The organism is Microbacterium hibisci (assembly GCF_015278255.1).
GTDB classification, from domain to species: Bacteria; Actinomycetota; Actinomycetes; order Actinomycetales; family Microbacteriaceae; genus Microbacterium; species Microbacterium hibisci.
Genome location: NZ_JADIJC010000006.1, coordinates 150,838 through 169,419 on the forward strand (window position 1 = coordinate 150,838; position 18,582 = coordinate 169,419).

The following is an 18,582-nucleotide window of genomic DNA, read 5'->3' on the forward strand; positions in this document are numbered from 1 at the left end:
CCTGCTGCACTTTCCTGCAACCGCGCCGTCGCGCGACGCAGCAGTCGCAGGAAACTGCAGCAGTCGCGTCACTCGCGGAGGGACGGATGCCGCTCCTCGGGCGCGTGGTGCCGCGGGATGAACAGGGCCACGACCAGGGCGACCACGGCCGCGGCACCGCCGAGCAGGAATGAGATCTGGAAGGCCGCCGGCTCGGGCACCGCGACGCCGTCGACGTCGATCGCGAAGGTCGCGAGGACAGCGCCGACGACGGCTGCCGCCGTGCTCGTGCCGAGGGAGCGGAACAGCGCGTTGAGGCCGTTCGACGCGCCCGTCTCGGACTGCGGGACGGAGCGCATGATCAGCATGGGCATCGCGGCGTACCCGAAGCCGATGCCGAACCCGATCCCGATGTTGGCGACGAGGATCTGCCACACCTCGCTCGCGAAGACGAGGGTGAAGGCGTAGGTGACGACGAGCGCGATCGCGCCGAGCACGAGCAGCAGCTTCGGGCCGACCGTGCGGGCGAGTTGTCCGGAGAACGGCGACAGCACCATCATCACGAGACCTGCGGGCATCACGATGAGGCTGGCGGTCACGAGCGAGAGCCCGAATCCGCCGACCGCTGTCGGCAGCTCCAGCATCTGCGGGTAGATCACGTTGGAGGCGAAGAGCGAGAAGCCGAAGGCGATCGAGGCGAGGTTCGTCAGCAGCACCGGGCGTCGCGCGGCGACGCGGAGGTCGAGCAACGGCTCGGCGATGCGCAGCTCGTACCAGCCCCACGCGAGCAGCACGACGAGACCGCCAAGGCCGAGCACCAGCACGGCGGGCGAGGCCCAGCCCCACTCGTTGCCCCGCGAGATCGCGAGCAGCACGCCGAGCAGGCCGACGGCGAGGCCGGCGGTGCCGACGTAGTCGAAGCGCCCGCCGGTGCGCAGGGCGCTCACCGGCACGATCCACAGCACGAGGGCGAACACGATCACCCCGAGCCCCGCCGACACCCAGAAGAGCACGTGCCAGTCGCTGCGCTCGGTGATGAGCGCGCTGATCGGCAGTCCGAGCGCGCCGCCCACGCCGAGCGTCGCGCTGATGAGGGCGATCGCGGCATCCACGCGGTCCTCGTGGAGCACGTCGCGCAGGATCGAGATGCCCAGGGGGATGACGCCGGTCACCGCGCCCTGCAGCGTGCGGCCGATGATCACCCCGACGATGCCGGGCGAGGCCGCGGCGATGACCGATCCGGCCACCAAGAGCGCGAGCAGCACCAGGACGATGCGGCGCTTCCCGTACATGTCGCCGAGCCGGCCGGCGATCGGCGTCATGACCGCCGCGGCCAGGAGAGTGGACGTGACGACCCACGCGGTGTCTTCGCGGCTCGCGTTCAGCAGCTCGGGCAGCTTCGACTGGATCGGCACGACCAGCGTGAACATGAACGACGACGCCAGCCCCGCGATCGCCAGGACGGCGACGATCGCGCCCTGGCGAGGCATCCGGGTGAGTCTTCGTCTTGCGTCCTCGTCACCCGTGCCCATCAGTTCAGGCTATCGCCGCTGCAACCGGGTGGGCGCGGGGTGCAGACTTGGGGCATGGCCGAGACCCCGACGCCGCCCGGCATCGACATCCGTCCCCTCGACACCGTCGAGGAGGTCCACCGCGCGTCGGCCGTGCTCGCCGAGGTGTGGGGCGGCGACCGGGGCGGCATGCCGCCGAACCTGCTGCGCGCCCTCGCCCACGCCGGCAATTACGCGGTCGGCCTGTACGACGAGGACCGCATGGTCGGGGCATCCGTCGCCTTCTTCGCCGAGCCGTCGGCGCGCTCGATGCACAGCCACATCACCGGGGTGCTCGCCGACCATCGGTCGCAGGGTCTCGGCCGCGTGCTGAAGCGCCACCAGCAGGAGTGGGCGCTCACGCGCGGCGTCGGCCACATCACCTGGACGTTCGACCCGCTCGTGGCGCGCAACGCCCATTTCAACCTGCGGGTGCTCGGCACGCGCGTGACCGAGTACCTCGTGAACCACTACGGTCCGATGGACGACGGCGTCAACCGCGGCGACGAGACCGACCGCATCATGGTGTCGTGGGCGCTCGCCGCGCCGCCCGTGCCCACGCCCGACGACGATCGCGTGGTCGCGTCGGTCGAGATTCCGCACGACATCGAGACGATGCGTCGCGAAGAGCCGACGGATGCCGCGGCCTGGCGCCTGCGCGTCCGCGACGCCGTGCTGGCGCATGTGGCGGAGGGCCTCGCGATCGGCGGCTTCGACGACGAGCGCGGGTACCTGTTCGTCCGGCCCTGACGCGTCTCGTCTCTGCGTTTCGACTTGCAAGCTCGCTCAACGACCGGACATCGGTGCCGCGCTCGCTCAACGGCCGGGCCATGGGACCCGCTCAGTCCGCGGTCGCTCGGCGGCCGGGCCTTGGGTGCCGCTCTCGCCGCGCCCGGGTGCCGGCCGTTGAGCGAGGGAGCGCCAGCGACCGAGACGAAACGCGCGAGCGCGGCGCACACCTGTGCCCGGGCGGCGCCTACTCCTGCGGGTCCCTCGTGGGGTCACCCGGACGCACGGCGGCGTCGTCGCGGATGTCGATGCGCGTGACGCCGTCGCGGTGCGTGACGTCGATGCGCGGGTCGGCGTCGGACTCGACGGCGTCGGGCGCAGACGTCAGCTGATCGCGGCGCTTCTCCTCGTCGGTCATGCCGGTCTCATCGGTCGGCTCGGTGTCGTGGTGGTGGCTCATCGTCATCCCTTCCGCCAGTCGTCGCTCTTCAGGTGCGAGCCCGCCTGCGGGCCCATCTGCAGCATGCCGCCGTCGACCGTCCAGCTCGCGCCCGTGACGTAGCTGGCCGCGGGCGAGGCGAGGAACGCCACGACGGCCGCGATCTCGTCGGGCTTGCCGGGCCGCCCGAGCGGGATGCCGGGGCGGTGCGTGCGCTCGGCGTCTTCGGGCTCCTGGTCGGTGAGAGGCGTCGCGATCTCGCCGGGCCCGACCGCGTTGACGGTGATCGCGTGCTCCCCGAGCTCCTGCGCCATCGTCTTGATGAGGCCGCCGAGTCCGTGCTTCGCCGCGACATACGCGGCCGAGCCGACGCGCGGCTGCGTCTCGTGGACGCTCGTGATCGCGATCAGGCGGCCGCCGTTGCCGGCGCGCACGAGGTGCCGCGCGGCGGCCTGCAGGCCGGCGAACGCGCCGTCGAGGTTGAGCGCGACGACCTGCCGCCAGTCCTCGAGCGACACCTCGAGGAACGGCCCGCCCGACCCGCCGCCGGCGTTGTTCACGAAGACGTCGAGCCCGCCGAGGCGGGTCACCAGTTCGTCGATCGTGCCGGCGACGCTCCCGAGGTCGGTCGCGTCGAACTGCGTCACCTCGGCGCGGCGGCCGCGTTCGCGCACGGCGGCTGCCGTCTTCTCGGCGCCCTCCTCGTCGCTGTGCCACGTGATCCCGACGTCGAGTCCGGCGTCGGCGAGGGCGATCGCCGTCGCCCGCCCGATGCCCGAGTCCGAGGCGGTCACGATCGCGGTTCGTGGGGCGAAGTCGAAGGTGTCCATGCCCCGACGCTACGAGCGCGGCGGGCCGGTGGGCACGGGGTTGCGCTGGCGCCCCGCGATTCGGACAATGCCCCGCCGAAGCATTCCTGCCGCTTCGCCGAGATCGACCGCCATTCTCCGAATCGGGGATCGGGGGACGGATGCCGCGCGCCTAGGCTGACCGGCATGTCCGAGTACCGCGCCCACTTCGACTTCGACATGCGCTTTGCCAACGGGGGAGGGCTGTCCGGCACTGGGTTCCGGCTCGACCTGCCGTCCGCCGATGCCACGGAGGACGAGATCGCCCGGCTCCTCGTCGCCCACCTCGGCCTCGCGCTCGTGGACGAGGTCGACCTGCGCGGGCTGCGCATCGTCGAGGAGCCGCATCGGGGGAGCCGCGGCGTCGAGGTGCCCACGAGCACCGACGCGGCGACCAGGGTCGTCGACCTCAGCCACCCGATCCGGGCGGGGCTCGTGACCTACCCCGGGCTGCCGGCGCCGACGATCACGCCACATCTCACCCGCGAGGATTCCCGTGCGCGCTACGCTCCGGGCACCGAGTTCGCGATGGACGTCATCCACATGATCGGCAACACCGGTACGTACCTCGATTCGCCGTTCCACCGCTACGCCGACGGCGCCGACCTCGCGGGCCTCGACCTGTCGACGCTCGTCGGTCTCCGCGCCGAGGTGTTCCACCTCGAAGACGCGTGGGATGCCTCGCGTCGCGGCATCCGTCCCCAGACGCTGGCCGATCGCGACGTCCGCGGCGCGGCCGTGCTGCTGCACACCGGCTGGGACCGCTGGTTCGGGCAGCCGGAGTACGGCACGGGCGCGCCGTTCCTCACGGGCGAGGCGGCGCAGTGGCTCATCGACGCCGGCGCGGTGCTGGTCGGCATCGACTCGGTCAACATCGACGATGCCGACCCTTCGACGGGCTCAGGAGGGGGCGAACGTCCGGCGCACTCGCTGCTGCTCGGCGCCGGCGTGCACGTCGTCGAGCACCTGACGAACCTCGGTCAGCTGCCGCCGCGCGGCGCCCGGTTCACGGCGGCGCCTCCTGCGGTCGAGGGCTTCGGCACCTTCCCGGTGCGCGCGTTCGCCGAGCTCCCGGCCTGAGCCTGAATCGCGAAGGGGATTCCCGGCGACGAGATCCACCCTTCGCGAGTCCCGCCCAGGTGAGGGGAGCGTTCACCGGGGCGACACGCGGCGTTCGGTCGGGCGGGTCGAGGTCGACGACGAGCGCGACGCGACGAACTTCTCGTACGTCTCGTGGGGCGAGGTCGCCGATGCGCTGGGCCTCAAGGTTCACACGACGAGCGGCAACGACCCGCGCTTCCGCTGACGACCCGCAGGATCGGGGATCCCGTGAGGATCGGACGGATGCCGCGAGCCCGTCCTGATCCCGCGGGATCTCCGCTTTTCGCGGGCACGGGCAGGGGTGGGATGTCGGAGGCCCGGCGTACCGTGACGAGCAGGTAGACGGACGTAGAGGCCCAGCCGGCCGGAAGTATCAGGGCACGCGCCCGCCGCTCTTCTCAGGAGAACGAGGAGGAGCCATGCGCGAACACATCGAGACCCTGATCGTCGCCCTGGGTGACGCGATGCGCGGAACGCCGGGGCACAGCGCCCCCGCCGAGCCGCGCCGCCGCCGGCCGCGCCGAGCGCGTTCGACCTACGTGCCCGTCCGCCGCGACCTCGCCGACGCGCGCTTCGCGCACTGACCCCGACGACGCTTGCGGACCGCCCCGCTCGGGCTTGCCGCTGGTCATCGTCCACTGCTGCTCTCGGCACCCCGACTCGCGCCCGCCCCGGCCGGGCGTACGCTGAGCGCATGCCCATCGCCCGGCCCGCGGCATCCGTCTCCCTCGAAGGCTTCGAGCTGCGCGTGCTGCACCTGCCGCTCGTCGCCCCGTTCACGACCTCGTTCGGCACCGAGACGGTGCGCGAGGTGATCGTCGTCCGGGCGCTCACGTCGGACGGCGAGGGCTGGGGCGAGATCGTGACGCAGGCCGACCCGCTCTACTCGAGCGAGTACACGCAGGGAGCGTGGGATGTGGCGCTGCGCTTCCTCGCGCCCGCCCTGCTCGATCAGCGACGGCTTGCGCCCGAAGACGTCGCGGGCGTGCTCGAGCCCTTCAAGGGGCACCGCATGGCCAAGGCCGGCCTCGAGCTCGCCGTGCTCGATGCGGCGCTTCGCGCCGAGGGCCGCAGCTTCGGCGAGTACGCCGGCGCGGTGCGCGACCGGGTGCCGAGCGGCGTCTCCGTCGGCATTCAGCGCGACCCGGCCGCACTCGTCGACACCGTGGGAGGCTACCTCGACGAGGGCTACCTGCGCATCAAGATCAAGATCAAGCCCGGGCGCGACGTGGGCGACACGGCCGCCGTGCGCGAGGCGTTCGGCGGCATCCCCCTGCAGGTCGACGCGAACTCCGCCTTCACGATGGCGGATGCCGACACCCTGGCCGAGCTCGACCGCTTCGACCTGCTCCTCATCGAGCAGCCGCTCCAGGAGGACGACCTCGTCGACCATGCGACGCTCGCGCAGCGCCTGCGGACGCCGGTGTGCCTCGACGAGTCCATCGTGTCGGACAAGGCGGCGGCTGACGCGCTGGCGCTGGGCTCGGCATCCGTCATCAACATCAAGGCCGGGCGGGTCGGCGGCTACCTCGAGGCCGTGCGCATCCACGACCGCTGCCTCGCCGCCGGCGTGCCGGTGTGGTGCGGCGGCATGCTCGAGACCGGGATCGGCCGCGCCGCCAACGCGGCGCTCGCCGCGCTCCCCGGCTTCACGCTGCCGGGCGACGTGTCGGCGTCGAGCCGCTTCTACACGCGCGACATCGTGACCGAGCCCGCGGCGCTCGAGGACGGCCACGTGCGCGTGCCGCTCGGCCACGGGCTGGGCGTCGAGATCGACCCCGTCGCGCTCGAGGACTTCACCGTCGCCCGCGAGACCCTCACGCGGTAGGCGACCGGAGCGCCGATGCGACCGCTGCGACGTCCGCACCTCCTCACGAGCGGAGGACGGATGCCGCGCCCGCGCCCCGTCGGCAGCTCCCCGCTCCGGAGCTCGAGGAGTCCGGCTCGCACCCTCCTGCTCGCCGCGGCGCTGATCGGCGCCCTCGCGGTCGCCGGCTGCGCCCCCGGTGGCGCGACTCCGACCACCCCAGGCGATGCGACCTCGAGCCCTGGCCCCTTGCCGACGCTGCCCGCCGGCGTCACGGTCGCGGTCGCGCAGCTGCGCGCCGATGTGGCCGCGCGGCAGGCCCAGCTGCGGGTGACGAACGGATCCGACGCGCCCGTCACCGTCGGCGAGGTGCGCGTCGACGATCCGCGGTTCGCCGAGCCGGCGACCCGGGTGTTCGCCGACCGCGTGAGCACGATTCCCGCCGGCGGCACCGTCGACATCCGCATCCAGCTGCCGGCCGCCGACTGCACGGCGCCCGACGAGGGTGAGGGCGTGGCCGTGCTCGAGCTCGTCTCGGATTCGGGCAGCGCCGAGGCGACGGCATCCGCTCCCGACCTGCTCGGATTCGTCGCCGACATGCACGTCCGCGACTGCGTGCTCGAAAGGGTGACGGATGCCGCGACCCTCGCCTTCACCGCCTTCGAGCCGTCCCCGCCCGGCGAGCCGGCCGTGCTCGAGCTCACTGTCACGCCGACCGACGACGGCGCGGCCACGGTGGTCGGGGTGGAGGGGACCAACCTGCTCTCCTTCGCCGGCATTCCGCCCGAGGAAGACCTCTACCCGCTCGCGCTGGAGGTGCGCCCGGGCGACGCCGCCGTCGTCGTCGTGGACCTGCCGCTGGTGCCGTTCCGGTGCGATCCGCACGCGGTGCAGGAGGACAAGCGCGGCACGCTCTTCGACGTGCGCGTCGACCTCGACGGCGCGGAGGGGGAGTTCGAGCTGTTCGTGGGCGAGGAGATGCGCGGCGACATCCTCAGCTGGGTCGCCGATTGGTGCGGCTTCGGAAACTGACCCGACGCGCTGAGGTGCCGGTCGTTGAGCGGAGGGCGCTCTGGCGCCCGCAGACGAAACGCGTCCAGGTTTCCGGGATCGCCGGGGCGTTTCGTCTCGCTCGTTCCTCGCTCGCTCAACGGCCGGAACGCGGGTTGCCGGACGGAACGCGTCCCGGGTTTGGGGGAACGCCGGGGCGTTTCGTCTCGGTCGTTCCTCGCTCGCTCAACGACCGGAACGCGGGTTGCCGGACGAAACGCGTCTGGGTTTCCGGGAACGTCGGGGCGATTCGTCTCGCTCGTTCCTCGCTCGCTCAACGACCGAACCTCGGGTTGCCGGTCGTTGAGCGGAGGGCGCTCTGGCGCCCGCAGACGAAACGCGTCTGGGTTTCCGAGAACGCCGGGGCGTTTCCTCTCGCTTCGCTCGCTCAACGACCGGGGAGAAGTGCCCGCAACCCCACGCGTCGGGCGCCGGGACGCATGCTCGGCGTGCCCGCCGTCGTGCGTAGGCTGGCCGCATGGCCCAGAGCAGCGTCGCTCCCGAAGACCCCGCCGCCGCGGCTCGCGGCATCTCGCGCCGGACCCAGTCCGAGATCTACCGCGCCGGCATCAGCGGCACACGGCCGCGCGTGCCGGTCGACATCGCAGCCCTCGAGTCCGCCGCGCTCAAGGCGCTGAGCGCCGAGGCGTTCGCCTACATCGCCGGCGGAGCCGGCGCCGAGCGCACGACCGCGGCCAACCGCGCGGCCTTCGGCCATTGGCAGGTCTGGCCACGGCCCTTGCGCGATGTGTCGTCGCGCGATCTGTCCATCGACTTCCTCGGAGCGCGCCGGCCCACGCCGCTGCTCCTCGCCCCGCTCGGCGTCATGGAGATGGCGCACGACGACGCCGATCTGGCGGTGGCGCGGGCCGCGGCATCCCTCGGAGTGCCGTACACGCTCTCGAACCAGGCGTCCTTCTCGATGGAGTCCGTCGCCGAGGCCGCACCCGGCGGAGCCCGGCTGTTCCAGCTCTACTGGTCGGCCTCTGACGAGCTCAACGCGTCGCTGCTGCGCCGGGCCGAGGCATCCGGATGCGAAGCCGTCGTCGTCACCCTCGACACGCACCTGCTCGGCTGGCGCACGCGCGATCTCGACCTGGCGTATCTGCCGTTCACCCGCGCGATGGGCATCGCCCAGTACACCAGCGACCCGGTGTTCCAGCAGCTCGTGCGCGAGCGCGCACGGGCCGGCTCGTCACGAGGGGCAGAGGCGACGGATGCCGACGCCGCGCCGGCGGTGAAGGTCACCCCGAAGGCGGTCCGTGCGGGCCTCGGGATCGCCCGAAAAGGCTCCGCGCTCACCGGCTCGAAGAGCGTGCGTGAGAACCTGCGCTCGCCGCTGCCGCGGGCAGCGGTCGAGACCTTCCTCGACGTGTTCTCGACCCCCGGGCTCACGTGGGGCGATCTCGCCAAGGCGCGCGAGTGGACGTCGCTGCCGATCCTCCTCAAAGGCATCGTCCATCCCGACGACGCGATCCGGGCACTCGACGCGGGGATGGACGGCATCTGGATCTCGAACCACGGCGGCCGTCAGATCGACCAGTCCGTGCCCACGCTCGAGGTGCTGCCCACGATCGCCGAGCGGGTCGCCGGGCGCGTGCCGATCGTGTTCGACTCGGGCGTGCGGCAGGGCGCCGACGTCTTCATCGCGCTTGCGCTGGGAGCGACCGCCGTCGCGCTCGGCCGCCCGTACGCGTACGGCCTGGGCATCGCCGGCGAGCCGGGAGTACGCGAGGTCGTGCGCAACGTGCTCGCAGAGTTCGACATCACCCTCGGCCTGTCCGGTCACACCTCCGTCGCTGAGCTCGGCCGCGACGGGCTGCGTGAGGCCTGACGCCCCCGCGCCGCACCCTCACCGAAGTGCGCGGGGGCCCTAGGGTGGTGGCGTGACCACCCCTCCTCCGCCGCCCTACGGCTACGGCGCTGCGCAGTCGCCCCAGATGAGCCCCGCCGACGAGAAGCTCTGGGCGACGCTCGTCCACCTCGGCGGCCTCTTCTTCACTTTCCTCGTTCCGCTCGTCGGCTTCCTCGTGCTCAAGGACCGCGGCCCCTTCGTCCGCGCGCACACCGCGACGGCGCTCAACTTCCAGCTGACGATCCTCATCGCCTACGTCGTGGGCGCCATCCTGAGCATCGTCATCATCGGCATCTTCATCCTCCTGGCCGCGTACGTGCTCAACATCGTCTTCTGCATCATCGCCGCGGTGAAGGCGAACCGCGGCGAGTGGTACACGTACCCGCTGACGATCCCGTTCATCCGCTGACGCCGCTCCGTCCGCCCCGTGCCCGGCAGCGGCCGCGGAGCGCGACGGGGCGCCCGGCGGGCGGCTTCCGCGAGCCGACTAGAATCGACGGATGCCGCGGTCAGCGGCTCTTCGCACCCTCGTGCATCCCCCTCCCGACCATTGGAGCCACCGTGGCCGAGCAGTCTCGCCTCGACAAAGTCATCGCCCTCGCCCGTCACCGCGGGTTCGTGTTCCAGGCGGGTGAGATCTACGGCGGATCCCGGTCGGCGTGGGATTACGGTCCCCTCGGCACCGAGCTCAAGGAGAACATCCGGCGGCAGTGGTGGCAGACGTTCGTGCGCGGCCGGGGCGACATGGTCGGCCTCGACTCGTCGATCATCCTGCCCAAGCGCGTGTGGGAGGCATCCGGTCACGTCGCCACCTTCACCGACCCGCTCGTCGAGTGCCTGCAGTGCCACAAGCGGTTCCGCGCCGACAACCTCATCGACGACTTCGAGGCGCGCAAGGGCCGCAAGGCCGAGAACGGCCTCGCCGACATCCCGTGCCCGAACTGCGGCACGAAGGGCCAGTACACCGAGCCGAAGGCGTTCTCGGGTCTCGTCAAGACCTACCTCGGCGTCGTGGACGACGAGTCGGGCCTGCACTTCCTCCGGCCCGAGACGGCGCAGGGCATCTTCGTGAACTTCTCGAACGTCCTCACCGCCAGCCGCAAGAAGCCGCCGTTCGGCATCGGGCAGGTGGGCAAGGCGTTCCGCAACGAGATCACGCCCGGCAATTTCATCTTCCGCACCCGCGAGTTCGAGCAGATGGAGATCGAGTACTTCGTACCGCCGGCCGATGCGCAGGAGTGGTTCGACCACTGGGTCGACGAGTGCTGGAACTGGTTCATCGACCTCGGCATCGATCCCGGCAACATGCGCCGCTTCGACGTGCCCGAGGAGGACCGCGCCCACTACTCCGACGGCACCATCGACGTGGAGTACCGCTTCGGCTTCGCCGGCAAGGAGTGGGGCGAGCTCATGGGCGTCGCCAACCGCACAGACTACGACCTCGGCTCGCACTCCGAGGCGTCGGGGCAGTCGCTGTCGTACTTCGACCAGGCCTCGGGCGAGAAGTACATCCCGTACGTCATCGAGCCCTCGTTCGGCCTCACGCGCGCCATGATGGCGTTCCTCGTCGACGCCTACCACGAGGAGGAGGCGCCGAACGCGAAGGGCGGCACCGACACCCGCACGGTGCTCAAGCTCGACCCGCGGCTCGCGCCCGTGAAGGCGGCGGTGCTTCCCCTCTCGCGCAACGAGCAGCTGTCGCCGATCGCGCGCGAGGTCGCCGAGGATCTCCGCGGTGAGTGGAACATCGACTTCGACGACGCCGGCGCCATCGGCCGCCGCTACCGTCGCCAGGACGAGATCGGCACGCCGTTCTGCGTCACGGTCGACTTCGACTCGCTCGACGATCGCGCCGTCACCGTGCGCGACCGCGACACGATGGGCCAGGAGCGCGTGCCGCTCGAGGGCTTGCACGCGTACCTCGCGGAGCGCCTCACCGGGGCCTGAGCCATGACGGAGCCGGGGCAGCAGTTCGCAGAGGCGTTCAACCCGCTGGCGGTGCAGCTGTACGCACTGCTCCGCCCGCGCGAGCAGCGCGTCGTGCTGACGGTGGCCACCGTCGACATGATCGCCGACGTCTGGATCCAGGTCTTCGGAGACGAGGGCGACCAGCAGTCCGCGGAGGGGCGCTACCGGAGCGTGCCGCCCACGACCGAGCTCGTGCTGGCCGTGGCCCGGCTGCGGCAGGCCATGTACGTGCCCGATCGCGGTGCCTGGTACACCGCGCAGGTGCTGGTGAACGCGGATCGGTCCACCGGCCTGAAGACGTGGCTCGATCACGAGCCTCGTCTGGCCGGCGTCGATCCCGCGGCCTGGGGCCGCGACGCGGCGCGCTTCCCCCGTACGCCCGAGCACACCCCCGCCTGGCTGGCCGAGCGGCTCGCGCCCGCGCCGCCCGAGATTCCGGCAACGCCCGTCGTGCCGGCCGATTCCGTCGCGGCCGCGGTGGCGTTCGAGCGCGCGGCTGCGGCGCAGGACGCGCGCGAGGCGGCGCAGGAGTCGACGGATGCCGCGTCCTCGCGGCCGTCGGAGGCCGAACGTCCGTCGCCGACGACGTCGGAGCCCGAGGCGGCGGTTGAGCTCGAGGCCGCCGCGACCGAGCGAGAGCCCGAGGCCGCGGTTGACCCCGAGGCCGACGCGACCGAGCGAGAGCCCGAGCCCGAGGCCGCGGTCGCGGCAGAACCCGCGTCCGAGCTCGAAGGCGAGCCCGACTTCGTGGCGATCATCCGCGACGCCGTCGCGAGCGACCCCGACAACCTCGCGCTGCGGATCGACCTCATCGAGCTGCTCCTCCAGGACGACCCTGAGCAGGCGGTCATCGAGGTCCGCACGCTGGCCCAGTACGGCGCCAACCCGCAGACCGTGCAGGTGCTGCGTGCCCGGGCGGCGGCCGCATTCCTGCGCAAGCGCCTGGCTCCCGACGCAGCGGCTGGGGCCGACGATCCCGCTCCGGCAGCACTTCGAGCCTCCGAGGTCCCGACCGCTCCCGCGCCGGACTCAGCACCGGCCGCCCCCGCAGCGGTCGCTGCGCCGGCGTCGGCGGCTGCCGTCGCCTCCGGCGAGGCGGCTCCGGGGCATGAGTCCGCGGACGCCCCTCAGCGCATCCCCGCCGCAAGGGCCGGCGGATCGGACGACGGTGTCCCGGTGTGGGACGTGGAGCGCCCCGGCGTCACCCTCGCCGACGTGGCAGGGCTCGAGGAGGTCAAGCGCCACCTCGAGAGCTCGTTCCTCGCGCCGATGCGCAACCCCGATCTGGCGCGGATGTTCGGCAAGGCGCCGCGGGGCAGCCTTCTCATGTACGGACCGCCCGGCTGCGGCAAGACCTTCATCGCGCGGGCGGTGGCCGGTGAACTGGGCGCCGGGTTCCTGCACGTCACGCTCGCCGACATCATGGGCCAGTACTTCGGCGAGAGCGAGAAGGCCATCCAGGCCCTCTTCAAGGCAGCGCGCTCGGCGCGGCCGTGCGTGATCTTCATCGACGAGTTCGACGCCATCGGCGGTCGCCGCACCACATCGTCGAGCCCGGCGTCGCAGGCGCTGCGCATGGTGACGAGCCAGCTCCTCGAGGAGTTCGACGGCGTCGACGCGTCGAACGAGGGCATCTACGTGCTGGCCGCGACCAACCGCCCGTGGGACATCGACCCCGCGCTGCGTCGGCCCGGACGTCTCGATCGGACCGTGCTCATCCTTCCGCCCGACGAGCCCGCGCGCGGGGCGATCCTGCGACACGCGCTGCGCGACAAGCCGGCCGCCGCGATCGACACGACCGACATCGTCGCCCGCACGCGCGAGTTCTCCGGCGCCGACCTCTCCTACATCGTCGAGACCGCCGTCGAGTCGGCGTTCATGGACTCGCTGCAGGCCGGGGTTCCGCGCATGATCACGACCTACGACCTCGAGGCGGCGGCATCCCGCGTCGTCCCGTCCACGCGGTCGTGGTTCGAGCAGATCAAGCCGGTGCTCGAGTACGGGGTCGACGACGGCACGTTCGCGCAGCTGCGCTCGTACCTCAAGCAGCACCGCATCTGACATGGCGATCGATCCGCTGTCCGAGGCGCAGGTCCTGCTCGACACCGGCCAGCCGGGTCGGGCGAGGGAGCTGTTGCGCTCGGCACTCGCGCTGGATCCGACGAGCGGTCCGGCGCACCTCCTGACGGCCCGCGCGGCGGCAGTGACCGGCGACCTCGCCGGCGCCGAGTCGCACGCCCGCGCCGCAGCCGCCGATCCCGACACGCGCGCCGCGGGGTTCCAGGTACTCGCCCGCATCCTGGGCCTCGACGACGCGCGGGCCCCCGAAGCGGTGCAGGCCGCGGCATCCGCCGTCCAGATCGAGCCGGGGGAGTGGAGCCACCGCGCCGTGCTTGCGCTCGCCCTGTCGGACGTCGGCGACGTCCCAGCGGCCGTCGCGCAGGCGGAGGCGGCCGTCCAGCTGGCTCCGGCCGATCCCTCGGAGCGCTCGCGCGCGCTGGTCTCGCTGGCTCAGGTGTTCCTCGCGCAGCCGGCCGGTCGCGAGCGCGGCTACCACCTGATGCGCGAGGCGGCCGCCCTCGACCCCACCGACGCGCACCTGCAGCTCCAGGTCATGATCGCCCAGTTCACGAGCGGCCGCAGGGCCGACGCGATGCGCACCGCCTTCGCGAGCCTGCGCGTGACGCCCACCGCTGCGGTGCCGCCGCTCGTCGCACGCTTCTCGCTCTACTTCCTGCTGCGGCGACTCCTCGGCTGGCTGCTGCTGGTGTCGTTCGCGGTGCCCCTGGTGTTCTTCGGTATCGTCGGCAACCTCGGCGAGCCGTCGCTCCTGCAGACCGCTCCCGACGCCGTCGTGCGCACCGCCGGAGCGGTCGGCCTGCTGGCGTTCGCGGGCGTCATCGCGCTCGTGCTGCGGCCGCTGTTCGACCGCTCGACGGCCCGCGCCGTCTGGCGGTTCGCGCGGCGCAGCGGTCTGGCCTGGTGCGGGGGGTCGCTGGTCGTCCTCGCGCTGCTGAGCTACGCGGCGGCGCTTCTCCTCGGTGCCGCGGCGTTCGCGGGCGTGCCGCTGCCGCTGCTCCTCATGATCGTCGCGTGGCTGGTGCACAGCATCGGAGCGTTCGCGCTGCGCCTGCCCGATCCGGCGACGCTGCTGGCCGCCCAGGCGCGCTGAGCGTCACCCCATCTCCCTCGCCGGAGTGCCGCCGCCGGCGCCGCCCGCGGCCGAGCCCGGCTCTCGGGGCGAGCGAACGCCGTCGCGACCAAGCTCGCGGGGATCCTGCCGCGGCGGCTGAGCCTCGCGGCCGCCGGCCGCATCCTGCGGTGATGAGCCACCCGGGACGTTTCACGCCGAAGCGCCCGGCCTCACGCAGGCCGGGCGCTTCGTTCGTTCCGGGGCCGTGTCAGCGGGCGGTGCCGAGCGCGGCGGCGGCATCCTGGGCGGCGTTCTTCGCGACGTCGCGAGCGCCGTCCGCGGCGGCCAGGGCGTCCGCGCCGGCTGTCTTCAGCGCGAACGCCTGCAGCAGGGTGTTGAGGTCGAGCCCGGTCAGGCCCTTCACGACCTCGGTGCCCTCGCCGAGCACGCGGCCGACGGTCTTCGTCATCTCGGCAGCGCCGTCGGTCGAGACGACCGTGAGCTTGTCGATCGACGCGATCGGCTCGGCCGCGGCGCGGACGATGTCGGGCAGGCGCGAGATGATCTCCTGCGCCAGCGCCGCCTCGCCGTACTTCTGCAGCGCGAGGGCCTTGGCGTCGGTCGACGCCGCCTCGGCGAGACCCTCGGCCTGGATCGCCGCGGCGCGGGCCTCGCCTTCGGCCTTGATACCGGCAGCGAGGGCGACCTGCTTGTCGCGCTCGGCCTCGCCGGAGAAGCGCACCGCCGTCGCGGCGGCCTCGGCGTCCTGGACGGCTGCGACCTTGTTCGCCTCGGCGATCTTCGTGCGCTTGTAGGCGTCGGCCTCGGTGGCGGCGTTCGCGGCGTCACGCAGGGCGTTCGCGCGCTGCACCTCGGCGTAGGCCTGCGCTTCGGCGGGCTTGCGGATCTCGATGTCGAGGCGCTCCTGCGTCACGAGCGCCTGCTCGGTGAGCGCTTCGCGCTCCTGCACGGCGACGAGCTTGTCCTGCTCGGCGGTCGCCAGCTGACCCGACGCCTGCGCTTCGGCGTTCGCGCGGTCTGTCTCGGCTTTGATCGTGGCCTGCTTGAGGGCGAGGGCCTTCTGGCGCTCGGCGATCTGCTCCGACGCCTCGATGCGCGCGAACTCGCTGGCACGGGACGCCTCGGCCTCGCTGATCTCGGCGACCTGGCGGGCGCGGGCCGCCTCGGCGCGGCCGAGGTTCGCGAGGTAGTCGCTGCCCGGCGTCGAGATGTCGCTGATGTTGAGCAGGTCGACCTGCAGACCCTGCTCGACGAGGTCGGCCTTCGTCTCGGCGACGACGCGGTCCGACAGGCTCTTGCGGTCGGAGATGATCTGCTCGATGGTCATGTCGCCGACGATCGAGCGCAGCGAGCCTTCGAGCGACTCCTTGATGATCTCGGTCAGGAGGTCCTGCTGCGACAGGAAGCGCTGCGCGGCGCGGCGCACCCCGTCTTCGGTACCCGACACCTTGAAGTTGATCGAGGCCTTGATGGCGATCTTGATGCGGTTCTTGTCGACGCCCTCCACCGTGATGCCGATCTGGCGCTGCTCGAGCGAGATCGAGAAGCCCTGCTGGAGGATGGGCCAGACGAACGTGCGGCCGCCGATGACGACGCGCTGGCCGGAGCCGGTCTCGCCGGGTGCGGGACGGCCGGCCCCGCGGCCGACGATCACGAGCGCCTCGTTCGGGGGGACGCGGCGGATGCGGCGGGCGATGAAGGTGATGAGCCCGAGCACCGCCACGATGAGGGCGACGACCGCGATGATCTGGATGAGTTCGTTCGTCATGAACGACCTTTCTCGAGGGATGCCGCAACCCGGGGCTTCCCGGCCCTGGCTGCGGGTGGGTCTTACTCCGCGACGACCTTGACGCGGGTGCCGGTGTGCTCGACGACGCGGATGCGCGCGCCCTCGGCGATGGTGTCGTCGGCGTACGCGAGGCGCCGTTCCACTTCGTGCGGGCCGTCGAGACTGACCTCGCCGCCGGCCGGTGAGACCGTCGAGCGCGTCACCCCGGAGAGACCGAGAGCGGACGCCGGCACGCCGTCGGAGCTCTTGGTCAGCCGCTTCACGAAGACCACGGCGATGACGTAGGCGATGACTGCCAGCACGGCGGCGAGCACGTACGCCCAGAGCGTGTCGAGCCCGTTCGTGGCGGTGAGGGCGCCGGACGCCCCGAACACGACGGCCGCGATCCCCAGCGCGGTGCCCGAGATGGCGCCGTCGCCGATGTCGAAGTGGTCGAAGATGTCGCCGACGATGAGCGAGAGCAGCAGCACGGCGAGGCCGACGCCTCCGACGATGAGGAAGGGCAGCACGGTGTCTCCAGGCGAGTGGGCGGATCCGGGCGGGTTCCCCCACCCTAGCGGGCCGTTGGGACTCGGCGTCCCGACTCCGGGGACTGTGGATAACGCGCGGAGCGGCGGCTGCGGCATCCGTCTCCGCGTCGCTCGTCGGCTCGCACCGGTGATTGACTGGAGCGGTGCGTCTGGAGCGGTGCGGTGTCAACGAGGTCCCGGCGCTGGCGGCGTTCCTGAGCGTGGCCGACCTCACGACCAGCGGACTCGACGGCGCCGGCGTGCGCCTGTGGCTGGAGAGTGACGAGCACGGCGCCGTCATCGGCAGCACCGGGTACGAGCTGAGCGGCGACGGCCGGCATGCGCTGATCCGCAGCGTCGCCGTCGGCTCTGCGCAGCGCTCACGTGGGCGGGGCAGCGCGCTGGCGCGATTCGCCCTCGAGCGCGCGGCGGCGGAGGGTGCGACGACGGCCTGGCTGTTCAGCCGTCGTTCGGGTCCGTTCTGGCAGAGCCTCGAGTTCGCTCCGGCCGACCGCTACGAACTCGCCCGGGTCCTGGCCGAGACCCACCAGGTGCGCCTGTTCCGGCAGACCGGCCAGCTCGACGGCGAGACGGCGTGGTCGAGGCCGCTCGAAGCGAGCCGATGAGCGCTGGCGCGGCGTAGGGATCGGTGCCCCTGAGCGGATGGCGCGTGCAGTGCCGGGCCGACGGCCGTCACTCCGTGACGGTGTAGGCGGTGTCGCCGGTGTCGCCCGTGAGCACGCGGCGGTAATCGTCAGCCACGATCTCGCGCAGCACGTCGGCGTCGACCGCGTCGAGGTCTTTGAGATACAGGCAGCTCACGCCCGTCTCGTGCGGGCCCAGTCGTGCGAGTCGGTCGCCGTGGGCAGCGGTTCTCAGCGTGTAGAGCGTGGTGGATTCGCGCCGCGGGGCGAACGCCGCGATCGGGGCGTCGCCTTCCGTGCCTGCCGGAGAACGGTAGTGGCACGCCCCGAAGCCGATGATCGTGCCCCACAGCTCGGGCTCGCGGCCCGTGACCTCGCGCAGCAGCTCGATCATCGCGACCGCGTCGCGCTGCCGCTTCGCCGGCTTCACGCCGGCGACGAACTCGTCGACATCGCCCCCGGTCTTGCGCATCAGACTCCGCCGCCCCCGCTCTTGGCCTCGGCCTTCATCGCGCGCTTGTGCTCGCGCACCTTCGTGAGCGACTCGGGCGAGACGATGTCGGCCACGCTGCGGAACGACCCCTCTTCGCCGTACGCGCCCGCGGCCTCGCGCCACCCCGCCCCGCTGTAGCCGTACTGCTTGCCCAGCAGGGCGAGGAAGATCTTCGCCTTCTGCTCGCCGAACCCCGGCAGGGTCTTGAGGCGCTTCAGCACCGTCGCGCCGTCCGGGTAGTCGCGCGTCCAGATGGCCGCCGCGTCGCCGTCCCAGTCCTGGTCGACCGCCGCGCAGAGCGCCTGTACGCGGGCGGCCATCGACCCCGGGAAGCGGTGGACGGCGGGCGTCGCCTTGAACAGCTCGATCAACGCCTCCGGATCGAACGTGGCCAGGGCCGCGGCATCCAACGTCCCCGCCCGCTCCGAGATCTTGAGGGGACCGGCGAACGCGGTCTCCATCGCGACCTGCTGGTCGAGGAGCATCCCGATGAGGAGGGCCAGCGGGTCGTCGGTCAGCAGGCGGTCGGCGGCGGCGTCGCCCGTGATGTGGAGCGTCATGGCCTCAGTCTCCCACTCGCGCGTCGCGCGTGGGACGCGAGCCCGGGAGCGATGGAACCCGGTGCCGCGCCGAGATCGGCGTTCGGTTAGGTTTGCTCCAGACCCGT

18 protein-coding genes are annotated in these 18,582 nt (G+C 72.1%); 11 read left to right on the forward strand and 7 right to left on the reverse strand.

Annotated elements, in window-relative coordinates; genetic code table 11:
- Window positions 1–68: 68 nt before the first annotated feature.
- Complete coding sequence (locus IM770_RS12760) at window positions 69–1,469, reverse strand: MFS transporter (RefSeq protein WP_203581526.1); 1,401 nt, start codon at window positions 1,467–1,469, stop codon at window positions 69–71.
- A 96-nt stretch (window positions 1,470–1,565) separates the two neighbouring features.
- Here IM770_RS12760 and IM770_RS12765 point away from each other — a divergent pair, with 96 nt between their 5' ends.
- On the forward strand, window positions 1,566–2,279 hold the full coding sequence (locus IM770_RS12765; protein WP_203581527.1) for a GNAT family N-acetyltransferase: 714 nt from the start codon (window positions 1,566–1,568) through the stop codon (window positions 2,277–2,279).
- A 226-nt stretch (window positions 2,280–2,505) separates the two neighbouring features.
- Here the strand turns inward: IM770_RS12765 and IM770_RS12770 are convergent, their stop codons facing one another.
- Window positions 2,506–2,718 (reverse strand): hypothetical protein, encoded by a 213-nt coding sequence (locus IM770_RS12770; protein WP_239066159.1) that lies wholly within the window; start codon window positions 2,716–2,718, stop codon window positions 2,506–2,508.
- Between the two features lie 2 nt (window positions 2,719–2,720).
- Window positions 2,721–3,527, reverse strand: coding sequence for an SDR family oxidoreductase (locus IM770_RS12775; RefSeq protein ID WP_203581529.1), 807 nt, complete (start codon window positions 3,525–3,527; stop codon window positions 2,721–2,723).
- 165 nt (window positions 3,528–3,692) lie between these two features.
- On the opposite strand from IM770_RS12775, the gene IM770_RS12780 reads away from it, so the two are divergent.
- The 9 genes from IM770_RS12780 to IM770_RS12820 all read left to right on the forward strand — a co-directional run bounded on the left by IM770_RS12780 (window position 3,693) and on the right by IM770_RS12820 (window position 14,498).
- Entirely contained in the window at window positions 3,693–4,625 is a 933-nt protein-coding gene (locus IM770_RS12780) for a cyclase family protein (RefSeq protein ID WP_203581530.1), read from the forward strand.
- A gap of 440 nt (window positions 4,626–5,065) precedes the next feature.
- Window positions 5,066–5,230 (forward strand): hypothetical protein, encoded by a 165-nt coding sequence (locus IM770_RS12785; protein ID WP_203581531.1) that lies wholly within the window; start codon window positions 5,066–5,068, stop codon window positions 5,228–5,230.
- Window positions 5,231–5,340: 110 nt separating this feature from the next.
- Window positions 5,341–6,474 carry an o-succinylbenzoate synthase gene (menC, locus tag IM770_RS12790; protein ID WP_203581532.1) on the forward strand — a complete coding sequence of 378 codons (1,134 nt, stop codon included), beginning with the start codon at window positions 5,341–5,343 and terminating at the stop codon, window positions 6,472–6,474.
- A 228-nt stretch (window positions 6,475–6,702) separates the two neighbouring features.
- A complete protein-coding gene (locus IM770_RS12795; protein ID WP_239066160.1) occupies window positions 6,703–7,485 on the forward strand; it encodes a hypothetical protein in 783 nt (260 codons plus the stop codon).
- Between the two features lie 496 nt (window positions 7,486–7,981).
- Window positions 7,982–9,337, forward strand: a complete 1,356-nt coding sequence (locus tag IM770_RS12800) for an alpha-hydroxy-acid oxidizing protein (protein ID WP_203581533.1) — start codon at window positions 7,982–7,984, stop codon at window positions 9,335–9,337.
- A 106-nt stretch (window positions 9,338–9,443) separates the two neighbouring features.
- Window positions 9,444–9,767, forward strand: coding sequence for a DUF4870 domain-containing protein (locus IM770_RS12805; protein WP_203581649.1), 324 nt, complete (start codon window positions 9,444–9,446; stop codon window positions 9,765–9,767).
- A 152-nt stretch (window positions 9,768–9,919) separates the two neighbouring features.
- Window positions 9,920–11,305, forward strand: coding sequence for a glycine--tRNA ligase (locus IM770_RS12810; RefSeq protein WP_203581534.1), 1,386 nt, complete (start codon window positions 9,920–9,922; stop codon window positions 11,303–11,305).
- Window positions 11,306–11,308: 3 nt separating this feature from the next.
- The gene (locus IM770_RS12815) at window positions 11,309–13,387 is read left to right on the forward strand and encodes an ATP-binding protein (protein WP_239066161.1); all 2,079 of its coding nucleotides are present in this window, start codon (window positions 11,309–11,311) and stop codon (window positions 13,385–13,387) included.
- 1 nt (window position 13,388) lies between these two features.
- A complete protein-coding gene (locus IM770_RS12820) occupies window positions 13,389–14,498 on the forward strand; it encodes a tetratricopeptide repeat protein (protein ID WP_203581535.1) in 1,110 nt (369 codons plus the stop codon).
- A gap of 229 nt (window positions 14,499–14,727) precedes the next feature.
- Here IM770_RS12820 and IM770_RS12825 read toward each other — a convergent pair whose 3' ends face one another.
- Together IM770_RS12825 and IM770_RS12830 are read right to left on the reverse strand one after the other, a co-directional pair.
- Window positions 14,728–16,248, reverse strand: coding sequence for a flotillin family protein (locus tag IM770_RS12825; protein ID WP_203581536.1), 1,521 nt, complete (start codon window positions 16,246–16,248; stop codon window positions 14,728–14,730).
- A gap of 62 nt (window positions 16,249–16,310) precedes the next feature.
- Window positions 16,311–16,778 carry an NfeD family protein gene (locus tag IM770_RS12830; RefSeq protein WP_203581537.1) on the reverse strand — a complete coding sequence of 156 codons (468 nt, stop codon included), beginning with the start codon at window positions 16,776–16,778 and terminating at the stop codon, window positions 16,311–16,313.
- A gap of 164 nt (window positions 16,779–16,942) precedes the next feature.
- Here IM770_RS12830 and IM770_RS12835 point away from each other — a divergent pair, with 164 nt between their 5' ends.
- On the forward strand, window positions 16,943–17,404 hold the full coding sequence (locus IM770_RS12835) for a GNAT family N-acetyltransferase (protein WP_203581538.1): 462 nt from the start codon (window positions 16,943–16,945) through the stop codon (window positions 17,402–17,404).
- A gap of 67 nt (window positions 17,405–17,471) precedes the next feature.
- On the opposite strand, the gene IM770_RS12840 is transcribed toward IM770_RS12835, so the two are convergent.
- Window positions 17,472–17,894, reverse strand: a complete 423-nt coding sequence (locus IM770_RS12840; protein ID WP_203581539.1) for a DUF1801 domain-containing protein — start codon at window positions 17,892–17,894, stop codon at window positions 17,472–17,474.
- Window positions 17,894–18,475: an HhH-GPD-type base excision DNA repair protein gene (locus tag IM770_RS12845; protein WP_203581540.1), complete on the reverse strand. Its 582-nt coding sequence runs from the start codon at window positions 18,473–18,475 to the stop codon at window positions 17,894–17,896. The genes IM770_RS12840 and IM770_RS12845 overlap by 1 nt, the downstream gene beginning before the upstream one ends.
- Between the last annotated feature and the right edge of the window lie 107 nt (window positions 18,476–18,582).

What these genes read in the sequence shown, in the direction of transcription:
- IM770_RS12820 (WP_203581535.1), top strand. Translation starts at nt 13,389, where the DNA reads ATGGCGATCGATCCGCTGTCCGAGGCGCAGGTCCTGCTCGACACCGGC.
- IM770_RS12775 (WP_203581529.1), bottom strand. Translation starts at nt 3,527, where the DNA reads ATGGACACCTTCGACTTCGCCCCACGAACCGCGATCGTGACCGCCTCG.
- IM770_RS12840 (WP_203581539.1), bottom strand. Translation starts at nt 17,894, where the DNA reads ATGCGCAAGACCGGGGGCGATGTCGACGAGTTCGTCGCCGGCGTGAAG.
- IM770_RS12845 (WP_203581540.1), bottom strand. Translation starts at nt 18,475, where the DNA reads ATGACGCTCCACATCACGGGCGACGCCGCCGCCGACCGCCTGCTGACC.
- IM770_RS12780 (WP_203581530.1), top strand. Translation starts at nt 3,693, where the DNA reads ATGTCCGAGTACCGCGCCCACTTCGACTTCGACATGCGCTTTGCCAAC.
- IM770_RS12765 (WP_203581527.1), top strand. Translation starts at nt 1,566, where the DNA reads ATGGCCGAGACCCCGACGCCGCCCGGCATCGACATCCGTCCCCTCGAC.
- IM770_RS12800 (WP_203581533.1), top strand. Translation starts at nt 7,982, where the DNA reads ATGGCCCAGAGCAGCGTCGCTCCCGAAGACCCCGCCGCCGCGGCTCGC.
- IM770_RS12760 (WP_203581526.1), bottom strand. Translation starts at nt 1,469, where the DNA reads ATGCCTCGCCAGGGCGCGATCGTCGCCGTCCTGGCGATCGCGGGGCTG.
- IM770_RS12805 (WP_203581649.1), top strand. Translation starts at nt 9,444, where the DNA reads ATGAGCCCCGCCGACGAGAAGCTCTGGGCGACGCTCGTCCACCTCGGC.
- IM770_RS12785 (WP_203581531.1), top strand. Translation starts at nt 5,066, where the DNA reads ATGCGCGAACACATCGAGACCCTGATCGTCGCCCTGGGTGACGCGATG.
- menC (WP_203581532.1), top strand. Translation starts at nt 5,341, where the DNA reads ATGCCCATCGCCCGGCCCGCGGCATCCGTCTCCCTCGAAGGCTTCGAG.
- IM770_RS12770 (WP_239066159.1), bottom strand. Translation starts at nt 2,718, where the DNA reads ATGAGCCACCACCACGACACCGAGCCGACCGATGAGACCGGCATGACC.
- IM770_RS12815 (WP_239066161.1), top strand. Translation starts at nt 11,309, where the DNA reads ATGACGGAGCCGGGGCAGCAGTTCGCAGAGGCGTTCAACCCGCTGGCG.
- IM770_RS12825 (WP_203581536.1), bottom strand. Translation starts at nt 16,248, where the DNA reads ATGACGAACGAACTCATCCAGATCATCGCGGTCGTCGCCCTCATCGTG.